This window comes from Brevundimonas sp., assembly GCF_047617075.1.
Taxonomy (GTDB): Bacteria; Pseudomonadota; Alphaproteobacteria; order Caulobacterales; family Caulobacteraceae; genus Brevundimonas.
Genome location: NZ_JBLGCI010000004.1, coordinates 144,838 through 162,942, shown reverse-complemented (window position 1 = coordinate 162,942; position 18,105 = coordinate 144,838). Strand labels below are relative to the sequence as shown.

Here is an 18,105-nt window from a genome sequence, read left to right as displayed (position 1 = left end):
GCCCGCCCGCTTGCCCGGTGCGTCGCTTGCGAATAGACAGTCTCATACTCACTCTGGGGTTTTGACATGGCATTCGGCGACAGGATTCTTGTCCAGGCGCGCAACTCTTCGGTGCAGATCGAGGGTCTGGCGGCGGCGGAGTTGAACCGCAATCTGGGGGATTACCTCCCGCCGAATTACAACGTGCGCAAGATGGCCGAGGCCTATGGCCGCTATGCGCGAACCCGCAGCAACACCCATGACGAGTACATGCTGTTGCGCTCGACCTTCACCGAGACGAAATCAAAGAGCCATCAGGTCTTCAGCTCCGTCCTCGCTTCGCATGTGCCGACCGAGAAGTACGCCCTGAATCGCAGCCTGTTTCAGGGTGACGACCACAACGAAATCATTCGCGGCGCCGTCAGGTCCTTGCAGAAGAAGGGCATGTGGAAGGCGCGCTTCCGCGTCCCGCCGGAGATCGTGGAGAGCCTCAAGGGCAAGATCCTCGGCCGCATGACCGACATCCATGGCGACGTCATCGAACGCATGATGACCGGCGCCCCGGATGCGCCGCTCCAGATCAAATCCAATTTCAAGTGGATCACCAGTTTCGAGGAGATGTACCAGATCGCCTCGGATCCGCTGCTGCTCACGATCGTCCATCGATACATGGGCGTGCCGCCCATCTTCGACGTGCCGGTGTCGTTCATCAACTCCGTCGCACCCAGCAGCGAGAAGGGCCTGTCCGACACGGCGCAGCTCTATCATCACGACATGTACCGCCTGGGGTTCGTGAAGCTGTTCATCTATCTGACGGACGTGGGGCCCGGATCGGGTCCACACACGATGATACCGGGGACACACAGAGAGCGCCCGGACGCGCTGTGGGCCGACGGCCGGCATACCGACGAAAGCGTGGCTGCGCACGGCTTGCTGGACAAGGAAGCGCGCATCACCGGCCCCGCGGGCACGGTGTTTCTGGTGGACACCAGCGCCCTGCACAAAGGGTCGCACCCCACGGAGGAGGCGCGTCTGATCGCTCAGGTTCAGTACGCCAACTCCCTTTTCGGTCACCCGATCCCGGAGGCGGAACGCCCCTTCACGGCGGCCCGCAAATCTGACGACCCAGAAATCCAGGAGGCCGGCGTCCTGGTGAAGAAGTACGCGGAACGCACCGGGGTGCGCTTCATGCAGGGGCTGATCTAGGCCGCGCGCCCGGTCATCATCGCCTGATCCAGGTCGGCGATCAGGTCGTCCGGGTCTTCCAGACCGATGTGCAGGCGGATCAGGGGGCCGGGCAGCGGGGCTGCGTGACGGCGTATGGCCAGCTGGTGCGTCTCGTGGGTGGCCAGGCTCTCGAAGCCGCCCCACGAATAGCCCAGGCCGAACAGGGTAAGGGCGTCGAGCATCGCTTCGGCCTGCACCTCGCTCGAGTCGTTCAGGACCACGCCCATCAGACCCGCAGCGCCGGCGTAGTCGTGGCTCCAGATGTCATGGCCCACCGAGCCGGGCAGGGGCGGGTAGAGGACGCGGGCGACCTCCGGGCGACCTTGCAGCCACTGGGCGACCTTCAGGGCCGAGCGGGCGTGCTCGGCCAGACGGAGGGGCAGGGTGCGCAGGCCGCGCAGGGCCAGCCAGGCCTCGTCCGGCGCCGTGTGCCAGCCCATGTCCTCGATGGCGCCGTGGATCGCCTTGCCGATGCGCGGATCGGCGACGGCGATCGCGCCCATCAGCAGGTCGGAATGGCCCGCTGCATATTTGCTGACCGCCTGCACGCTGACGTCGACGCCGTGGGTCAGCGGCCGGAAGGCCAGCCCGGCGGACCAGGTGTTGTCCATGACCGTCAGCACGCGCCTGTCCCGCGCCGCCGCGGCGACGGCGGGGACGTCGATCATCTCGAAGGTCAGGGAGGCGGGGGATTCCATCAGCAGCAGCTTGGCGCCGTCGAGGGCGGCGATGATCTGATCCGTCGTGGCGTCGGCGGGATGATAGCGCGTGGTCACGCCCCGTGCGGCCATGTACCGGTCTAGGAACCGGCGGCTGGGGCCATAGATGGCGTCGGTGGCGACGACGGTGTCGCCGGGGCGCATCAGGGCCAGGACCGGAATGGTGACGGCGGCCAGTCCCGTGGGGGTCAGCCAGGCGTCCGACCCGCCCTCCATCTCGGCGATCAGGGCGCGGAGCTCCTGCTGAACCGCCATGCCGTCGATGGCGTAGACGGGCCCCAGCGACGGATCGCGCAGGGTCGAGGCGCTGGGGTTCAAAAGCGTGGAGGCACGCTCGATGGGTGGATTGACCGGACGGCGGCCCTGCGTCGGCTTGCGGGTCGCCGAACGGATCAGGCGGGTGCGGTCGGAAGGGGGTCGGCTCATGAATGCGCCCGTCTGGTGCTGAAAGGCGCCTCGCGGGTTGCGGAGGCATGCCAAAGGCTTCTAACACCTGATGCACGGTTCAGACGAAGGCGAGGATGATGATCGCGCGCGCAATCCGGGCGGGGCTGATGACGGGGCTGCTGATGCTCGCGGCCTGCGGTGACCGCGAGCCCGAGCGCGAGGCACCGGATCCCGCATCCGACGCGCCGCTGCCGGCCGAGGAGGCCGCTGAGCCCAGCGAGACCCTGGCGGCGGTGCGGGCGCGCGGGCGGCTGAACTGCGGCGTGCACGAGGGGCTGGTGGGCTTCGCCTATACGGACAATCGCGGACAGTGGCGCGGGTTCGACGTGGACTTCTGCCGGGCCACGGCGGCGGCGGTGCTGGGCGATCCGGACGCTGTGCGCTTCGTCCCGCTGGCGATCGGCGACCGGTTCGAGGCCCTGGCCGATGGTCGCATCGACGTGCTGTGGCGCAACACCTCCTGGACGATGGCGCGCGACGCGGGCGAGAGGATGGAGTTCGTCGGGGTCAACTATTACGACGGGCAGGGCTTCATGGTGCGCCGGTCTCTGGCCCTGACCAGTGCGACGGAGCTGGACGGTGCGCGTGTCTGCGTCCAGTCGGACTCCACCACGGCCCTGAACCTGCGCGACTATTTCTCGGTGCGGAGCCTGCGTTACGAGCCGGTCATGGCGGCGAGCGAGGAAGAGGCGCGCGAAGCCTATGTGGCCGAGGACTGCGACGCCTTCACCGGCGATGTGTCGGCGCTGGCGGCGGCGCGCACCATGATGAGCAACCCTCAGGCCCACGCCATCCTGCCCGACGTGATCTCCAAGGAGCCGCTCGGCCCCGTCGTCCGGCGCGGCGACGACCAATGGGCTGACATCGTGCGCTGGACCCTGAACGCCCTGATCCTGGCCGAGGAGCTGGGCGTGACCCGGGAGAACGTGGACGATCTTGCTGAGAACTCGCCCGATCCTCGGGTACAGCGCCTGCTGGGTGCGGAAGACGGGTTCGGCTCCATGATGGGTCTTTCGGACGCCTGGGCCCGGGAGGCTATCGCAGGCGTGGGCAATTATGGCGAGATCTTCGACCGCAATCTGGGGGCGCGGTCGTCATTGAATCTGGCCCGCGGCCTCAATGCGCAGTGGAGCGCCAATCCGCGCGGTCTGATGTACGCTCTGCCGATTCGATAGGCCGCTTCGGCGGTATGGGCCTAGCCTGTTTCGATCGGGGTGTCCGACCGGGCTCCCCATTCGGCCCACGAGCCGTCATAGACCGCGCTGTCGCGGCCCAGCACAGCCAGCGCCAGGGTGAGGATCGCCGCCGTTACACCCGAGCCGCAGGTGGTGATGACCGATGGGTCAGGCTTCAGGCCCGCGCGGTAGAAGACTTCGGCGAGTTCATCGCGCGTCCGCAATGTGCCATCGGCGTTCAACAGGTCGCCGAAGGGGACGTTGAGCGCCCCGGGCATGTGGCCGCTGCGAAGGCCCGCGCGCGGCTCTACCGCCTCTCCAAGAAAGCGCGCCGAGGGCCGGGCGTCCACAATATGGATCGCAGGGTCGTCCATCGCGCGCCGAACGTGATCAAGGTCGGCGACATTGCTGGTCTGAAAGTCAGGTCGGAAGACCGCGGGCGGCAGCGGTGCGCCGGGTCCGCCCTGAACCGGACGCCCTTCGGCCCTCCATTTGGGCAGGCCCCCGTCCAGTACCTGGACGCGCCGGGCGCCCATGGTGCGGAAGGTCCACCAGACCCGGGCTGCGGAGAACAGGCCCTGTTCGTCATAGACCACGATGTGATCGTCGTGCGCGATGCCCATGGCCCCGACCGCCGCGGCGAAGTCGCTGGGCGAAGGCAGCATAAGGGGCAGGGGGCTGGCGTGGTCCGCCACCGCATCGAGATCGAAACGAATGGCGCCGGGGATGCGGGGGGCATCGTCGCCCGGACGGCTTCCATCCATGCGCCAGCTGGCGTCGATGATGCGGACATCGGGCGCATCCAGAAGAGCGGCCAATCCGTCTGTAGAGAGGAGCGGATCATGGATCATGGGGGCAGACTAGCATGACGGCGGAGAAGCGTACGGGCGCCGTGCGTCTGGTGCTGGGCGATCAGCTCAGCGACGGTCTGGCGAGCTTGCGCGATCTGGATCCCGCCCGCGATGTGGTGCTGATGGCCGAGGTCGAGGGCGAGACCGGCTATGTGCGCCACCACAAGCAGAAGATCGCCCTGGTGCTGGCCGGGATGCGGGCGTTCGCCGCGCGGCTGAGCGAGCGGAGCGTCAGGGTTCGCTATGTGCGGTTGGACGATCCGGATAACCGCCAATCAATCGTTGATGAGCTGGCCCGGGCCGTCGAAGACCTTGCCCCTGAGCGTGTTATCCTGACCGAGCCGGGGGAGTGGCGGCTGGCCGAGGCCTTTCGCGCCTTCGCCGCCGATTGCGCCGCGCCGGTGCAGGTGCGCGAGGACGACCGCTTCATCTGCGGGCACGAGGTTTTCGAGCGCTGGGCCGAGGGCCGGCGTCAGTTGCGCATGGAGTTCTTCTATCGCGAAATGCGGCGGCGCACCGGCCTGCTTATGGACGGCGAAGAACCGGAGAGCGGACGCTGGAATTTCGACGCCGAGAACCGCAAGCGGCTGCCCGCTTCCATCGCCCCCCCGTCGCGGGTGCGCTGTCCGCCGGATGACGCCACGCGCGAGGTGATCGCCATGGTGCAGGCCCGGTTCGCGGATCACTTTGGCGATCTGGACGCCTTCGGCTGGCCGGTGACCCACGATCAGGCCGAGGCGGTGCTGGCGGATTTCCTCCAGCGCATCCTGCCCGGCTTCGGCGACTGGCAGGACGCCATGGCCCAGGACGAGCCTTTCCTGTGGCACGGCCTGATCTCCACGGCCCTCAACATGGGTCTGCTGGATCCGCTCGAGGTCTGTCGCCGGGCGGAGGTGGAGTACCGCGCCGGCCGCGCGCCCCTGAACGCGGTGGAGGGCTTCATTCGCCAGATTCTGGGGTGGCGGGAGTTCGTGCGGGGGATCTACTGGCTGAAGGCGCCGGAGTACCTGCGCCGCAATCATCTGGACGCCGACCGGGAGCTGCCGTGGTTCTTCTGGTCGGGCGAAACCGACATGGCCTGCGTCGCGGACGCGGTGAAGCAGGTGCGCCGTCACGCCTATGCCCACCACATCCAGCGGCTCATGGTCACGGGCAACCTGGCCGTGTTGCTGGGCGTCCATCCTGACCAGGTGGACGAATGGTACATGGTGGTCTTCGCCGACGCCTATGAGTGGGTCGAGATGCCCAACACGCGGGGCATGGCCACCTTCGCGGACGGCGGCATCGTCGGCTCAAAGCCGTACGCGGCGTCTGGCGCCTACATCGACCGGATGAGCGATTACTGCAGCGGCTGCGCCTTCGATGTTAAGGCCAAGTCCGGGCCCAAGGCCTGTCCGTTCAACCGGCTGTACTGGGGCTTTCTGGAGCGCAACCGGGGGCGCCTGCGCGACAACCCCCGGCTGGCCATGCCGTACCGGACACTGGACCGCTGGTCAGAGGATCAGCGCGCGGCGCTGGTGCGCGAAGCGGACGACGCGCGTGCCGAACTGGGCGCGGTCAAGCCGGATTGAGCCCTCAGCTCCGGCTCAGGGCCAGTTGCACCACATTGATCCGGTCGGCGCGGAAGCCCGCCTCGCAATAGGCCAGATAGAACCGCCACAGCCGGCGGAAGCGGTCATCGAAGCCCATCTTCTGGATCTGGTCCCACGCGGCCATGAACCGCTCGTCCCAGCGTTTCAGGGTGTCGGCGTACGAATGGCCGAATCGATCAATGCCGGTCCAGGCCAGCCCGGTGCGTTCGATGACGGGTTTCAACACCGCCTCGCTGGGCAGCATGCCGCCGGGAAAGACATACTTCTGGATGAAGTCCGTGCGCTTGTCGTAGCCGGCGAACAGGTCGTCATCCATGGTGATGATCTGAAGGGCCGCCCGGCCGCCGGGAACCAGCACGTCATGAATCTTGGCGAAATAGGTCGGCCAGTATTCCTGACCCACCGCCTCGAACATCTCGACGGACGCCACGCGGTCGAAACGGCCCTGGACGTCCCGGTAGTCGATCATCTGGATGTCGGCGCGGTCTGAAAGGCCGGCTTCGGCCAGCCGCCGCGTGGCGTAGGCGTGCTGTTCTGTCGAGATGGTGATGCCCGTGACGTGGGCGCCCACTTCCTTCGCCGCATACTCAGCGAAGCCCCCCCAACCGCAACCGATCTCCAGCACCCGGTGACCCGCCTTGAGATCCATGGCTTCGGCCAGTTTTCGGTACTTGCGGGTCTGCGCGGTCTCCAGCGCCTCGCCGGGCTTTTCGAACACCGCCGAAGAATAGGTCATGGTCTCGTCCAGCCACGCCTCATAGAAGGCGTTGCCCAGATCATAATGGGCGTGGATGTTCTTGCGGGCGCCCTCCCGGCTGTTGCGGTTCAGCTTGTGGCGAACCCAGTGAACGGCCTGCATCAGGGGGTTGCCGTCGAACAGGCGTTCGATGCCTTCGTAGTTCCTCACCAGCACTTCAAGCAGGCCGGCCAGATGCGGCGTGTCCCATTCATCGGCCATGTAGCCTTCCGCAAAACCGATATCGCCGGAGGTCAGCACACGCTTGGCGAAGGCGTAGTCCTTGACCACAAGGATTGCGGCGGGTCCGGTCTTCTTGCCGACCAGTTCGTGCACTGCGCCGTTCGGCAGCCGCACGGTCAATCGGCCGATGGCCCAGTTACCGGCCAGAATTCTAAGCAGGATGCCGAACCCCGTGGGGGTACGGGCGGCGGTTGCGGCGATATCGGGCGTCACAGCGGTCATGCGAACCTCCCCTCAGTCCTTGTCCCGTGCGGACTTGATGTCCTCCAGAGCGTCCAGGGCGCGCTGTCGCGCCTTGGCATGGTCGACGATCGGCGCCGGATAGTCACGCCCCAGGCGGACGCCCGCCCCGTCCAGAACCTCGCGCGGCGCGGTCCAGGGCGCGTGGATCCAGCGATCCGACAGCCTGGCCAGTTCAGGAATCCAGCGTCGCACATACTTTCCGTCCCCGTCGAATTTCTCGCCCTGGGTCACAGGATTGAAAATGCGGAAGTACGGAGCGGCGTCCGCACCCGATCCGGCGACCCATTGCCAGTTTTGGATGTTGTTTCCCATGTCGGCGTCCACAAGGGTGTCCCAGAACCACGCCTCTCCCTCGCGCCAGTCGATGAGCAGGTCCTTGATCAGGAAGGACGCCACGATCATGCGCACGCGGTTGTGCATCCAGCCGGTGCGCCAGAGCTGGCGCATCCCTGCGTCCACGATGGGATAGCCGGTCATTCCGCGTTTCCAGGCCTCCAGGCCCTTGGCGTCGTTGCGCCAGGCCATGGCGTCGAACTCGGGCCGGAACGCGCGCTCGGCCATGTACGGAAACTGGTGCAGCAGGTGGGTCGAGAACTCGCGCCAACCCACTTCGCTGACGAACTTTTCGGCCTGTTTGCCCGAAACCCGCCCATCCTCAGCGGCCTGACGCGCCGCGCGGACGGCGCGCCACGGACTGATCTCGCCGAAATGCAGATGCGGAGACAGGCGGCTGGTCCCGTCCTCGCCGGGAATGTCCCGGCCATCGCCGTAGGTCTTCAGCGGGCCCGCCAGAAAGTGCGACAAGGCCTCGCGAGCGCCCGCTTCGCCCGGGGTCCAGTCGAACCCTTTCGACCAATCCGGCCCTTCCGGGTGCAGCCCCCAGTCGTCGATGGTTTCGGTTTTCACACCCTCGACACCGTCCAGCGTGCGCGGTCCGTCTCGGGGGGCGGGCTCCTCAGCGGCGTCGAGCAGCGCCCTGAGGAAGGGGGTGAACACCTTGTAGGGGGCATCCTGACCCGTTCGGACCGAGCCCGGCCGGGCCAGCATCGTCCCGTTGAAGCCGCGACAGGTCACGCCGTCCGCCTTCAGCCCGTGCGCAATTTCGGCGTCCTGCTCCCACGCTGCGGGCTCGAACATGCGGTTCATCAGCACGGTCTGGGCGCCCGTCTCCTTGATCACCGCGCGCAAGACCGCTTCGGCGTCGCCGGACCGCAGCACCAGTGACGCGCCGCGATCCTTCAGGTCGGCGGCCAGGGCGCGCAGGGACTTGTCCAGCCACCATTTTGACGCCGCGCCCATGGGGCGGCCGTCCAGGGACTCATCGTGGATATAGAGAGGGATCACCTGCGTTCCGGTCGCCGCCGCTTCGGTCAGGGCGGGGTTGTCGGCGATCCTGAGATCGCGCCGGAACCAGACGATGACGGGGGCAGGCGTGTCGTTGGCCACTCAGGCGGTCTCCGTGGTAATCTTGCGTTTCGGCGGCCCATAGGCCACCTGAACGCCGCATAGATACGTCATGAACGGCGCGCGGACGCCGCGCATGCTGAAAACATACAAGGATTTGCCTTCGTGAAGCCCAACGCTGTGATCGAACTCTCCCAGGGCCTGTCGCGTCCGGTGCGCATCGGCGGAGGCGGCCGCATCGTCTTCATCGCCGGACCGTGCCAGCTGGAAAGCCGACAGCACGCCCTGGAAATGGCGTCAGCGCTGAAGGAGATCGGCGAGCGGCTGGACGTGGGGATCATCTACAAAACCAGCTTTGACAAGGCGAACCGCACCTCGGCCAATGCGGCGCGGGGCTTTGGCCTCGAAGGCTCACTGCCCATCTTCGCGGAGATTCGCGAGACCCTGGGCCTGCCGGTCCTGACCGACGTGCACAATGAAGAACAGTGCCGCATCGCCGGGGAAGTGGTGGATGTGCTGCAGATCCCCGCATTCCTGTCGCGCCAGACGGACCTGCTGATCGCCGCCGCGCAGACGGGCAAGGCCATCAACATCAAGAAGGGCCAGTTCCTGGCCCCGTGGGACATGAAGAATGTCATCGCCAAGGTGACGGGCGCCGGAAACCCGAACGTCATGGCGTGCGAGCGCGGCGCCAGCTTCGGCTACAACACCCTGGTGTCGGACATGCGCGCCCTGCCGGTGCTGCGGGACATCGGCTGTCCGGTGGTGTTCGACGCCACCCACAGCGTGCAGCAGCCGGGCGGGCAGGGCACGTCCTCGGGCGGCCAGCGCGAGTTCGTGCCCGTTCTGGCGCGCGCCGCCGTGGCCGTGGGCGTGGATGCGGTATTCATGGAGACCCACCAGGATCCGGACAACGCGCCCTCGGACGGCCCCAACATGGTGCCGCTGGACCAGTTCGAGGCTCTGGCCGCCGATCTGATCGCCTTCGACGACCTGGCCAAGCGCCAGGCGGCGCGGAAGGCGGCGTAAGGCGTCTTGAGCCAGCGCGCTTCCGGTTTGTTGATCCGCCGCATCATCGGCGGCGCGCTGATCGGGCTGGTGACCCTCGCTGTTGTCGCCATCCTGATCTGGCGCGGCGATATCCTGCGCTCGGGCCTGGACCCCGAGGTGCCTTTCCAGACCTATGATCCGCCGCCCGCGCCCGACTATGCCCAGCGTTCGGCCTGGGCCCTGCTGGAGGAGGCCGCGACGGGTGAGCCTGCGGTCTTCTTCGTGCATCCCACCACCTATGACGGCGGTGATCACTGGAACGCGCCCATCGACGAGCCCGGGGCTGAAGCCTGGTTGAGGCGCTCGGTCCTGCCCAATCACGCCGCGCTGTTCGCGCGGTCGGGGGCGGTGAGCGTTCCACTCTATCGTCAGGCCAGCCTCTACACCCGCCTGACTATCCGCGAGGATGCGCGTGAGGCCCGGGCCTTCGCCTATCAGGACGTCCTCGCCGCCTTCGACGCCTGGCTGACGCGCAACCCGGACGGCCCCATCATCGTCGCCGGCGTAGAGCAGGGCGGGGAGTTGGCCGCCCGGCTGCTGCGCGAGCGGGTCGCTCCCGATGCAAGCCTGCGCGGGCGTCTGGTGGCGGCCTATCTGATGGACGCGGTGGTTCCTGCCGACGAATACGGGCCGGCCGCGGCTCTGCCCGCCTGCCGCGACCGGGCGGAGACAGGCTGCGTCTTCGCCTGGGTTCAGGTGCGCGAAATGGACGAGGAAGCCCTGAGGCGGCTGGATCGGCGCGCCATGGCCTGGACCGAGCAGGGCACGCTGGAGCTGCTGGGGGAGCGGCCCTACCTTTGCGTCAATCCAGTGCTGGGGACGCTGACGGACCGCCACGCCGAACAGCGCGAGCATCTGGGCGGCGCCAACGCCACAGACCTGGAGTGGGGCGTTCGCCCCGCCTTCCTGAACCGGCAGGTGTCGGTCCAGTGCCAGGACGGCGTGCTGCGATACTCCCGCCCGGAGTCTGACGCGTTCCGTCAGACGGGCTCATGGGCGGATCGTAGAAAAGCGGCGTCCTACAATCTGTTCTATGCCGATCTTGAGGCCGATGTGGAGCGGCGCCTGCGGGCTTGGGATCAGTCCGCCGAAGGGCGGTCCGCGCGCCAGTCGAACAGCGCCTCCAGCACCTGAACGGCCTTGCCGCGCTCTGACGTCAGGTCCGGGTCGCGATTCAGGATCAGACGAGCGTCGTCGGATGCGGCCATGATCAGCTCTCGGTGGCGGATCGGGTCTGCGAAGCGGTAGGCGGGAAAGCCACTCTGTTTCAGGCCCAGAGGATCGCCGCCGCCGCGCAGGCGGAAGTCCTCCTCGGCGATCTCGAAGCCGTCCTCCGAGCGGCGCAGGACGTCCAGCCGCTCGCGGGCCACATCGCCCAGATCGCCGTACAGCAGGATGCAGGCGCTCTGTTTCGAGCCGCGCCCCACGCGGCCGCGCAGCTGGTGCAGCTGGGCCAGGCCGAAGCGGTCGGCGTGCTCGATGACCATGATGGTGGCGTTCGGCACGTCCACACCCACCTCCACAACGGTCGTGGCCACCAGCACCGGCACATGGCCCTCGGAGAAGGCGGTCATGACGCTTTCGCGGTCGGCGCCGTTCATCTGGCCGTGGGCGAGGCCCACGTTCAGGCCCAGATGGGCGCGCAGCTCCACGGCGCGGGCCTCGGCCGCCGCCAGATCCACGGCCTCGGACTCGGCCACCAGCGGACATATCCAGTAGGCCTGCGCCCCCTCGGCCACCGCCGCCTTGAGCCGGTTGGCCACTTCCTCGATGCGCGCCAGCGGGAGGACAGCGGTTGTGACCGGCGTGCGGCCGGGCGGCTTCTCGCGCAGGCGGGACACGTCCAGATCGCCGTACTGGGTCAGCTCCAGCGTGCGGGGAATGGGGGTGGCGGACATGGTCAGGAGGTGGACCCCGCCCTTGCCCTTGGCCTGAAGTCGCTGGCGTTCGCTGACGCCGAAGCGGTGCTGTTCGTCGATGACGGCGAGGGCCAGATCATGGAAGGCCACGGCGTCCTGAAACAGGGCGTGGGTGCCGATGGCGACCTGGGCATCGCCGGACGCGAGAGCCGCCAGCTTGGGCCGCCGCTCCGCCGCCGTATCGCGCCCGGTCAGCAGCACGGCGCGCACGCCGGCGCTCTCCAGCATGGGGGCGAGGCGCTGGTAGTGCTGACGGGCCAGAATCTCGGTGGGCGCCATCAGGGCGGACTGGCGCCCGCTGGCGGCCGCATCGGCCATGGCGATAGCCGCCACCGCCGTCTTGCCTGAGCCGACATCGCCCTGCAGCAGACGGCCCATCTGCTCGCCCGAGGCCAGATCGGCGCGGATTTCCACGATGGCCTGTTTCTGGGCGCCGGTCAGGTCGAAGGGCAGGGCGGCCAGCATCTGTTCCGAGGCGGGGCCTGGCGTGATGACCGGGGCGTCGACGGTTTGCCGTGACTGGCGGCGCCGGGCGAGGGCCAGTTGGTGCGCCAGCAGTTCGTCATAGGCCAGACGAAGGCGCGGCGGGGCGTCCGGCGACAGGTCGGCCTCGGTCTGGGGATTGTGCAGCACCTCCAGCGCCGCGCGCCAGCCGGGCCAGCGCTTGCGTTCTATCCAGGCGGGGTCTTGCCATTCCGGCAGCTCCGGCGCGGTTTTCAGCGCCTCCAGCGCCAGACGGCGCACGATGCGGCGCGCCAGCCCCTCGGTCGACGGATAGATCGTCTCGGCGAGGGGGATGTCGCCGGCGGCCTCGGCCTTGACCACATCGGGATGGAGAATCTGGATCTCGTTGTTGAAGACTTCGACCTTGCCGCTGACGATGCGCCGCTCGCCCGGCGGGAGCAGTCGCTCCAGATGCGGACCGCCCCGGAACCAGATCAGGTGCACGAAGCCGGTGGGGTCCGAGGCCCGCACCTTCCACGGGGCGCCGATCTTGTGGGGACGGATGTGGCGGTCAACGATCACGTCCAGGATCGCCACCTCGCCCTCCAGCGCCTGATCCGCCGTGGTGGCGCGGCGATGAACCAGGCCGGTGGGGGCCAGGAACATCAGATCGCGCACCAGCGGACCGGCCACCTTCGTGATCTGGGGCGCGACCTTGGCGCCCACGCCCTTCAGGGTCGTGACCTCGGCGAACAGGGGAAAGAGAATCTCGGGCCGCATTTGAGGAACATAGCCGGTGGCGAAGCGCCTGTGGGAACGCTATGTGAACGCCCTTGTTTGTTTTGACGGAACGGAATGACCGTGGCCGAGGAAATCGCACGTCCGCAAGCGCGTGAAGCGCGCCTGAAACGCCTGAGCTTCCGCGCCTGGCGGCGGGGCTTCCGCGAGGCGGACATGGTGCTGGGCCCGTTCGTTGACCGGGTCGCCGTGACCTACTCGGACGATCAGCTGGATCAGCTGGAGGCCCTGATGACCAATGAGGATCAGCCGCTCTACGGCTGGATCATCGGGCGTGAACCGGCCCCGGCCGAGTTCGAGACGCCGGTCCTGGCCGACATCCGCGCGTTCATGGCCGAGCATGTGGCGGTGGCGGTGCAGAAGGGCATCGGCTGATGGACGGTTCGATCATCGCCGTCGATGACCACGAGTTGTCGGGCACGCCGGAGGGTATGGACGCCCGCGTTCTGGCGGAGCACCTGACCGAGACGGGCGGCGCGGCCCTGTTCGTGGCGCGGGACTACGCACGGGCGAACGCCTTCATTCAGGCATTCCGCTTTTTCGCCCATGACGTTGAAGTGCTGGAATATCCAGCATGGGACTGTCTGCCCTACGACCGGATGAGCCCCACGCCGGCGGTGTCGGCCCAGCGCATGGCCGCGCTCACGCGGCTGGCGCGGCGCGATCCCAAAGACCGGACGCCGCTGCTGATCGTCGCCACGGTCGGGGCGGTGACCCAGCGCACGCCGCCGCGGGAGGCCACCACGGCCGCTGCTTTTGAAACGCGCGTTGGCCGCGAGCTGGATACGGCGGCGCTGGAAGCCTATTTCGCCGTCAACGGCTATGTGCGCGCCTCCACCGTTTCTGAGCGGGGCGAGTACGCCGTTCGCGGCGGCGTCATCGACGTATTCCCGCCGGGCTTCGACGAGCCCGTGCGCCTGGACATGTTCGGGCAGGAGCTGGAGTCGATCCGCGCGTTCGATCCGGCCACCCAGCGCTCGACGCAGCAACTAAAGGCCGTCGAGTTGTCGCCGGTGTCCGAGGTGCTGCTGGATGCTGACGCCATCTCGCGGTTCCGTCAGGGCTATCTGAACCTGTTCGGCGCGGCTGGCGATGATCCGCTCTACGCCGCCGTCAGCGCGGGCGCCCGGCGTCAGGGCGCCGAGCATTTCCTACCGCTGTTCTACGAGCGGATGGAGACCTTTTTCGATTATCTGCCAGAGGGTTCGCCCGTCTTCCTCGACCACAATGTGGAGGATGCGCGGGGCGAGCGGTTGACGCTGGCGCGCGACGCCTACGAGTCCCGACGCGAGGCCTCGCAGGGCCGGGGCGGATCGGCCTATCGCGCCCTGCCGCTGGACCGGCTGTATCTGGATGACGAGGATTGGCGCGCCGCTCTGGCGCCGCGACCGATCCGGCGGTTCACCCCGTTCCAGCGGGACGGCGAGGCAGCGGGCGGCCGTCTGGGGCGCAACTTCGCCGCCGAGCGGGCGCAGGACAGCGTCAATCTGTTCGCCGCCGTGGCCGACCACGCCAAGCGTCTGAAAGGGCAAGGGCAGCGCGTCCTGTTCGCCTCGTGGACCGAGGGCTCGTCCGACCGTCTGTCCGCCATGCTGACCGATCACGGGCTGGATCACATCGTGGCCGTGCGCGACTGGCGCGATGTGAAGGCGGCGCCGGAGGGACTGTACCTGCGCGCGGTGCTGCCGGTGGACACCGGCTTCATCACCGACGACCTGGCGGTGATCTCCGAGACCGACATTCTGGGCGACCGTCTGGCGCGGCCGCGCCGCAAGCGCCGGGCGTCGAACTTCCTGGCCGAGGCCTCGGCCCTGACCACCGGCGATCTGGTGGTGCATCTGGATCACGGCATCGGACGCTATGAGGGGCTCAAGACGCTCGAGATCCAGGACGCGCCCCACGACTGTCTGGAACTGCTCTATGCGGGCGAGTCGAAGCTGTATCTGCCGGTCGAGAACATCGACCTGCTGACCCGCTACGGGACCGATTCCGACGGCGTTCAACTGGACCGACTGGGCGGCGCCGGATGGCAGGGACGCAAGGCCAAGGCCAAGGAACGTCTGCGCGAGATGGCCGAGGGGCTGATCGCCCTGGCCGCCAAGCGCGCCCTGCGCACCACCGACGCGGTGACCCCGCCGCAGGGGCTGTTCGACGAATTCTGCGCCCGCTTCCCCTATGAGGAGACGGACGATCAGCTGAACGCCATCGGCGACGTGCTGGAGGATCTGGGCAAGGGCCAGCCCATGGACCGGCTGATCTGCGGCGACGTGGGCTTCGGCAAGACCGAGGTGGCCCTGCGCGCCGCCTTCGTGGCGGCCATGAGCGGCATGCAGGTGGCTGTGGTCTGCCCCACCACGCTGTTGTCGCGCCAGCACTACAAGACCTTCACCGAGCGCTTCGCCGGCTGGCCGGTCACGGTGCGCCAGCTGTCGCGCATGGTGCCGGGCAAGGAAGCCAACGAGACCCGCGCCGGGCTGAAGGACGGCTCAGTCGAGATCATCGTGGGCACCCATGCGGTGCTGTCCGAACAGGTCGGGTTCAAGAACTTGGGTCTGGTGATCGTGGACGAGGAGCAGCACTTCGGCGTCAAGCACAAGGAGAAGCTCAAGAACCTGCGCGCGGACGTGCACCTGCTGACCCTGACCGCCACGCCCATTCCGCGCACCTTGCAGATGGCCCTGACCGGCATCCGCGAGATGTCCATCATCGCCACCCCGCCGGTCGACCGTCTGGCCGTGCGCACCTATGTGGCGCCGTGGGACCCGGTGATGGTGCGCGAGGCGCTGCTGCGCGAAAAGTATCGCGGCGGCCAGGCCTATTACGTGGCGCCGCGCCTGTCGGACCTGCCGGACATCGAGAAATTCCTGCGCGAACAGGTGCCCGAAGTGAAGTTCGTGGTCGGCCACGGACAGATGGCGCCGACCCAGCTGGAAGAGGTCATGGGCGCCTTCTACGACGGGTCCTATGACGTGCTGGTGTCGACCACCATCGTTGAATCGGGCCTGGACATTCCCACGGCCAATACCCTGATCGTGCACCGGGCGGACATGTTCGGCCTGGCCCAGCTGTACCAGATCCGGGGAAGGGTGGGCCGGTCCAAGGCGCGCGCCTTCGCCTATCTGACCACTGATCCCAAGAAGCCCATGACCCTGTCGGCCGAACGGCGCCTTCAGGTGCTGCAGTCGCTGGACAATCTGGGCGCCGGCTTCCAGCTGGCCAGCCACGATCTGGACCAGCGCGGCGGCGGCAATCTGCTGGGCGACGAACAGTCAGGCCACATCCGCGAGGTCGGTGTCGAGCTGTACCAGCAGATGCTGGAGGACGCGGTCGCCGAGCTGCGGGAGAAAGGCGAGCAAGCGCCGGACCGCGGCTGGTCACCCCAGATCAATGTCGGGGCGGCGGTCCTTATTCCAGAAGATTACGTGCCGGACCTCAACGTCCGCCTCAGCCTGTATCGCCGCCTGTCGGACGCTGAGCAGTCCACGGACCGCGAAGCCCTGGCCGCCGAACTGATCGACCGGTTCGGCCCGCTGCCCGACGAGGCGGCGCAGTTGCTGCGCATCGTGGAGATCAAGGCCAACTGCCGCACGGCCAACATCGCCAAGATCGATATGGGCCCGCTGGGAGCCGTGCTGACTCTGAGGAACGACAGCTTCCCCAACCCCATGGGTCTGGTGGGGATCATCCAGAAGAACCCCGCCGCGTGGAAAATCCGTCCCGATCAGAAGATCGTGGTCAAGGGCGACTGGCCCACGCCGGAGGATCGCCTGAAGGCCGCCGAACGCATGACGGCGGCCCTGGCGAAGGTGGCGACCGCTTAGATCCTGAACGCGTCCCAGGGGCCGGTGATGGCGAGGGTGCGGCCCGGCGAATACTGGTTCACGAACAGGACGCGCCCGTCCGGCGACCAGCAGGCCCCGGCGAACTCGGTGTTCGATCCGCCCGGCTCCTCGATGTCGAGGGCGTTGCGCGCGATGGCGTAGACGCGGCCGTCGGGCGTGACGCCCTTCACGTGCTGGACGCCGCGCTGCTTGTCCTCGCAGCCGATGACGTGGCCGTTGGGGGCGAGGGTGATGTTGTCCACATAATCCAGCACCGCCCGGTCGCCGGACTCCACGAACAGGGTCAGGTGGCCCGGCTCATCCGCCTCGCCGGACTGGCCCTCGAAGCGGCTGGGATCATAGCGCATGATCTGGCCGCACTCGGCCGGGCCGCCCGAGGTGCAGGTGAAGTACAGGTGGTCGCCCGCCCAATGGACGCCCTCGCCGCGCGCGAACACCGCAGCGCCCGCCGCATGGCCGCGCAGGTTCAGGTCGGCGTCGGGGCTCTCCACCCCGTCCATGTCGATCCAGCGCACGGCCTTGCGCTCGCCCTGGCTCCAGTAGTGGCCGTGCCAGTTGCGGGTGTCGCCACGCTCGGCGTCGATCAGCACCAGGGCCTGTAGCCGCCCACCCGCATGCAGGTTGCGCCGGTCGTTGGGCAGGTAGCGGTAGAACAGGCTGTCGCCCGTATCCTCGGTCAGATAGGCCACGCCGGTGCGCGGATCGATGCACACGGCCTCGTGCTTGAACCGGCCCATAGCGCGGATGGGCAGGGGTTCGGCGGCCCGGCGGTCGGCGGCGGGCACCTCGAAGACCCAGCCGTGGTCCTGGGGCAGGCCGTCGGCCACGCCGTCCGTGGTCTCCTCGCACGACAGCCACGAGCCCCATGGCGTGACGCCGCCGGCGCAGTTGTTGTTGGTGCCCGCCAGGCTCAGGTGCTGGCGCTCGGTCTGGCCGGTGCGCAGGTTGTAGACCACCGTGGACGTGCCGCCCGCGATCGGGGCGCCGTCGGCCTGGCGGCCGTAGATGCGGTCCCAGTTGAAGTCGTCGTCCTGATCCGGCCGTGCGAAGGCGCCGAGGTTTGCTTCTTCCTGGTCCAGCTCATGGTTACGCACCAGAGCCACTCGGTCGTCGTCCAGAGCGAAACAGCCCATGCCGTCGAACTTGTCCGGGGTCACGAGACCGTCGTCCATGCGCTGGCCCACGCGCGAGATGACGCGATAGGAGAAACCCTCCGGCAGATCGAGAATGCCTTCGGGGTCCGCCCGCATGGGGCCGTAGCCGAACACCTCGTTGCGGGACGGGCCGTCCACGAAGCCACGTGCGGCGGGAACCTGGCCCTGCTGGACCGCTTGCGCGCGGGCGGCGTAGGCGGAAAGGGCGGCGGCGGTGGCGGAGGCCATGAAGGCGCGACGGGACTGGATCATGGCCGCGTCCTAGCAACCCCGGGTCACGGT

13 protein-coding genes are annotated in these 18,105 nt (G+C 67.8%); 7 read left to right on the top strand and 6 right to left on the bottom strand.

All coding sequences use genetic code 11. The annotated features are described in order from the left end of the window. Nucleotides 1-66 precede the first annotated feature (66 nt). Complete coding sequence (locus tag ACI8U3_RS05870; RefSeq protein ID WP_415013926.1) at nt 67-1,185, top strand: phytanoyl-CoA dioxygenase family protein; 1,119 nt, start codon at nt 67-69, stop codon at nt 1,183-1,185. Here the strand turns inward: ACI8U3_RS05870 and metC are convergent. Further along, the gene (gene metC / locus ACI8U3_RS05865; RefSeq protein WP_415013925.1) at nt 1,182-2,351 is read right to left on the bottom strand and encodes a cystathionine beta-lyase; all 1,170 of its coding nucleotides are present in this window, start codon (nt 2,349-2,351) and stop codon (nt 1,182-1,184) included. The two genes, ACI8U3_RS05870 and metC, sit on opposite strands and share 4 nt — an antisense overlap. 98 nt (nt 2,352-2,449) lie before the next feature. Between metC and ACI8U3_RS05860 the strand changes: the two genes are divergently transcribed. Beyond that, complete coding sequence (locus ACI8U3_RS05860; protein ID WP_415013924.1) at nt 2,450-3,547, top strand: amino acid ABC transporter substrate-binding protein; 1,098 nt, start codon at nt 2,450-2,452, stop codon at nt 3,545-3,547. Nucleotides 3,548-3,567: 20 nt separating this feature from the next. Here the strand turns inward: ACI8U3_RS05860 and sseA are convergent, their stop codons facing one another. After that, complete coding sequence (sseA, locus tag ACI8U3_RS05855) at nt 3,568-4,398, bottom strand: 3-mercaptopyruvate sulfurtransferase (RefSeq protein ID WP_415013923.1); 831 nt, start codon at nt 4,396-4,398, stop codon at nt 3,568-3,570. A gap of 14 nt (nt 4,399-4,412) precedes the next feature. Here sseA and ACI8U3_RS05850 point away from each other — a divergent pair, with 14 nt between their 5' ends. Continuing rightward, entirely contained in the window at nt 4,413-5,969 is a 1,557-nt protein-coding gene (locus ACI8U3_RS05850; protein WP_415013922.1) for a cryptochrome/photolyase family protein, read from the top strand. Nucleotides 5,970-5,973: 4 nt separating this feature from the next. Here ACI8U3_RS05850 and ACI8U3_RS05845 read toward each other — a convergent pair whose 3' ends face one another. Both ACI8U3_RS05845 and ACI8U3_RS05840 read right to left on the bottom strand, forming a co-directional pair. Then, nucleotides 5,974-7,191, bottom strand: a complete 1,218-nt coding sequence (locus tag ACI8U3_RS05845; RefSeq protein WP_415013921.1) for a class I SAM-dependent methyltransferase — start codon at nt 7,189-7,191, stop codon at nt 5,974-5,976. Between the two features lie 12 nt (nt 7,192-7,203). Further along, on the bottom strand, nt 7,204-8,658 hold the full coding sequence (locus ACI8U3_RS05840; protein WP_415013920.1) for a cryptochrome/photolyase family protein: 1,455 nt from the start codon (nt 8,656-8,658) through the stop codon (nt 7,204-7,206). A gap of 123 nt (nt 8,659-8,781) precedes the next feature. On the opposite strand from ACI8U3_RS05840, the gene kdsA reads away from it, so the two are divergent. Next, nucleotides 8,782-9,645: a 3-deoxy-8-phosphooctulonate synthase gene (gene kdsA / locus ACI8U3_RS05835; RefSeq protein ID WP_415013919.1), complete on the top strand. Its 864-nt coding sequence runs from the start codon at nt 8,782-8,784 to the stop codon at nt 9,643-9,645. 6 nt (nt 9,646-9,651) lie between these two features. Continuing rightward, nucleotides 9,652-10,800 carry a DUF3089 domain-containing protein gene (locus ACI8U3_RS05830; RefSeq protein WP_415013918.1) on the top strand — a complete coding sequence of 383 codons (1,149 nt, stop codon included), beginning with the start codon at nt 9,652-9,654 and terminating at the stop codon, nt 10,798-10,800. Here ACI8U3_RS05830 and recG read toward each other — a convergent pair. Continuing rightward, the gene (gene recG, locus ACI8U3_RS05825; RefSeq protein WP_415013917.1) at nt 10,746-12,809 is read right to left on the bottom strand and encodes an ATP-dependent DNA helicase RecG; all 2,064 of its coding nucleotides are present in this window, start codon (nt 12,807-12,809) and stop codon (nt 10,746-10,748) included. The genes ACI8U3_RS05830 and recG overlap by 55 nt on opposite strands. Before the next feature lie 81 nt (nt 12,810-12,890). On the opposite strand from recG, the gene ACI8U3_RS05820 reads away from it, so the two are divergent. After that, on the top strand, nt 12,891-13,202 hold the full coding sequence (locus tag ACI8U3_RS05820; protein WP_415013916.1) for a succinate dehydrogenase assembly factor 2: 312 nt from the start codon (nt 12,891-12,893) through the stop codon (nt 13,200-13,202). Further along, nucleotides 13,202-16,648 (top strand): transcription-repair coupling factor, encoded by a 3,447-nt coding sequence (gene mfd, locus ACI8U3_RS05815; RefSeq protein WP_415013915.1) that lies wholly within the window; start codon nt 13,202-13,204, stop codon nt 16,646-16,648. The genes ACI8U3_RS05820 and mfd overlap by 1 nt, the downstream gene beginning before the upstream one ends. Here the strand turns inward: mfd and ACI8U3_RS05810 are convergent. Further along, entirely contained in the window at nt 16,645-18,075 is a 1,431-nt protein-coding gene (locus ACI8U3_RS05810) for an alkaline phosphatase PhoX (RefSeq protein WP_415013914.1), read from the bottom strand. The two genes, mfd and ACI8U3_RS05810, sit on opposite strands and share 4 nt — an antisense overlap. Nucleotides 18,076-18,105: the final 30 nt, after the last annotated feature.

What these genes read in the sequence shown, in the direction of transcription:
- ACI8U3_RS05870 (WP_415013926.1), top strand. Translation starts at nt 67, where the DNA reads ATGGCATTCGGCGACAGGATTCTTGTCCAGGCGCGCAACTCTTCGGTG.
- metC (WP_415013925.1), bottom strand. Translation starts at nt 2,351, where the DNA reads ATGAGCCGACCCCCTTCCGACCGCACCCGCCTGATCCGTTCGGCGACC.
- ACI8U3_RS05860 (WP_415013924.1), top strand. Translation starts at nt 2,450, where the DNA reads ATGATCGCGCGCGCAATCCGGGCGGGGCTGATGACGGGGCTGCTGATG.
- sseA (WP_415013923.1), bottom strand. Translation starts at nt 4,398, where the DNA reads ATGATCCATGATCCGCTCCTCTCTACAGACGGATTGGCCGCTCTTCTG.
- ACI8U3_RS05850 (WP_415013922.1), top strand. Translation starts at nt 4,413, where the DNA reads ATGACGGCGGAGAAGCGTACGGGCGCCGTGCGTCTGGTGCTGGGCGAT.
- ACI8U3_RS05845 (WP_415013921.1), bottom strand. Translation starts at nt 7,191, where the DNA reads ATGACCGCTGTGACGCCCGATATCGCCGCAACCGCCGCCCGTACCCCC.
- recG (WP_415013917.1), bottom strand. Translation starts at nt 12,809, where the DNA reads ATGCGGCCCGAGATTCTCTTTCCCCTGTTCGCCGAGGTCACGACCCTG.
- mfd (WP_415013915.1), top strand. Translation starts at nt 13,202, where the DNA reads ATGGACGGTTCGATCATCGCCGTCGATGACCACGAGTTGTCGGGCACG.
- ACI8U3_RS05810 (WP_415013914.1), bottom strand. Translation starts at nt 18,075, where the DNA reads ATGATCCAGTCCCGTCGCGCCTTCATGGCCTCCGCCACCGCCGCCGCC.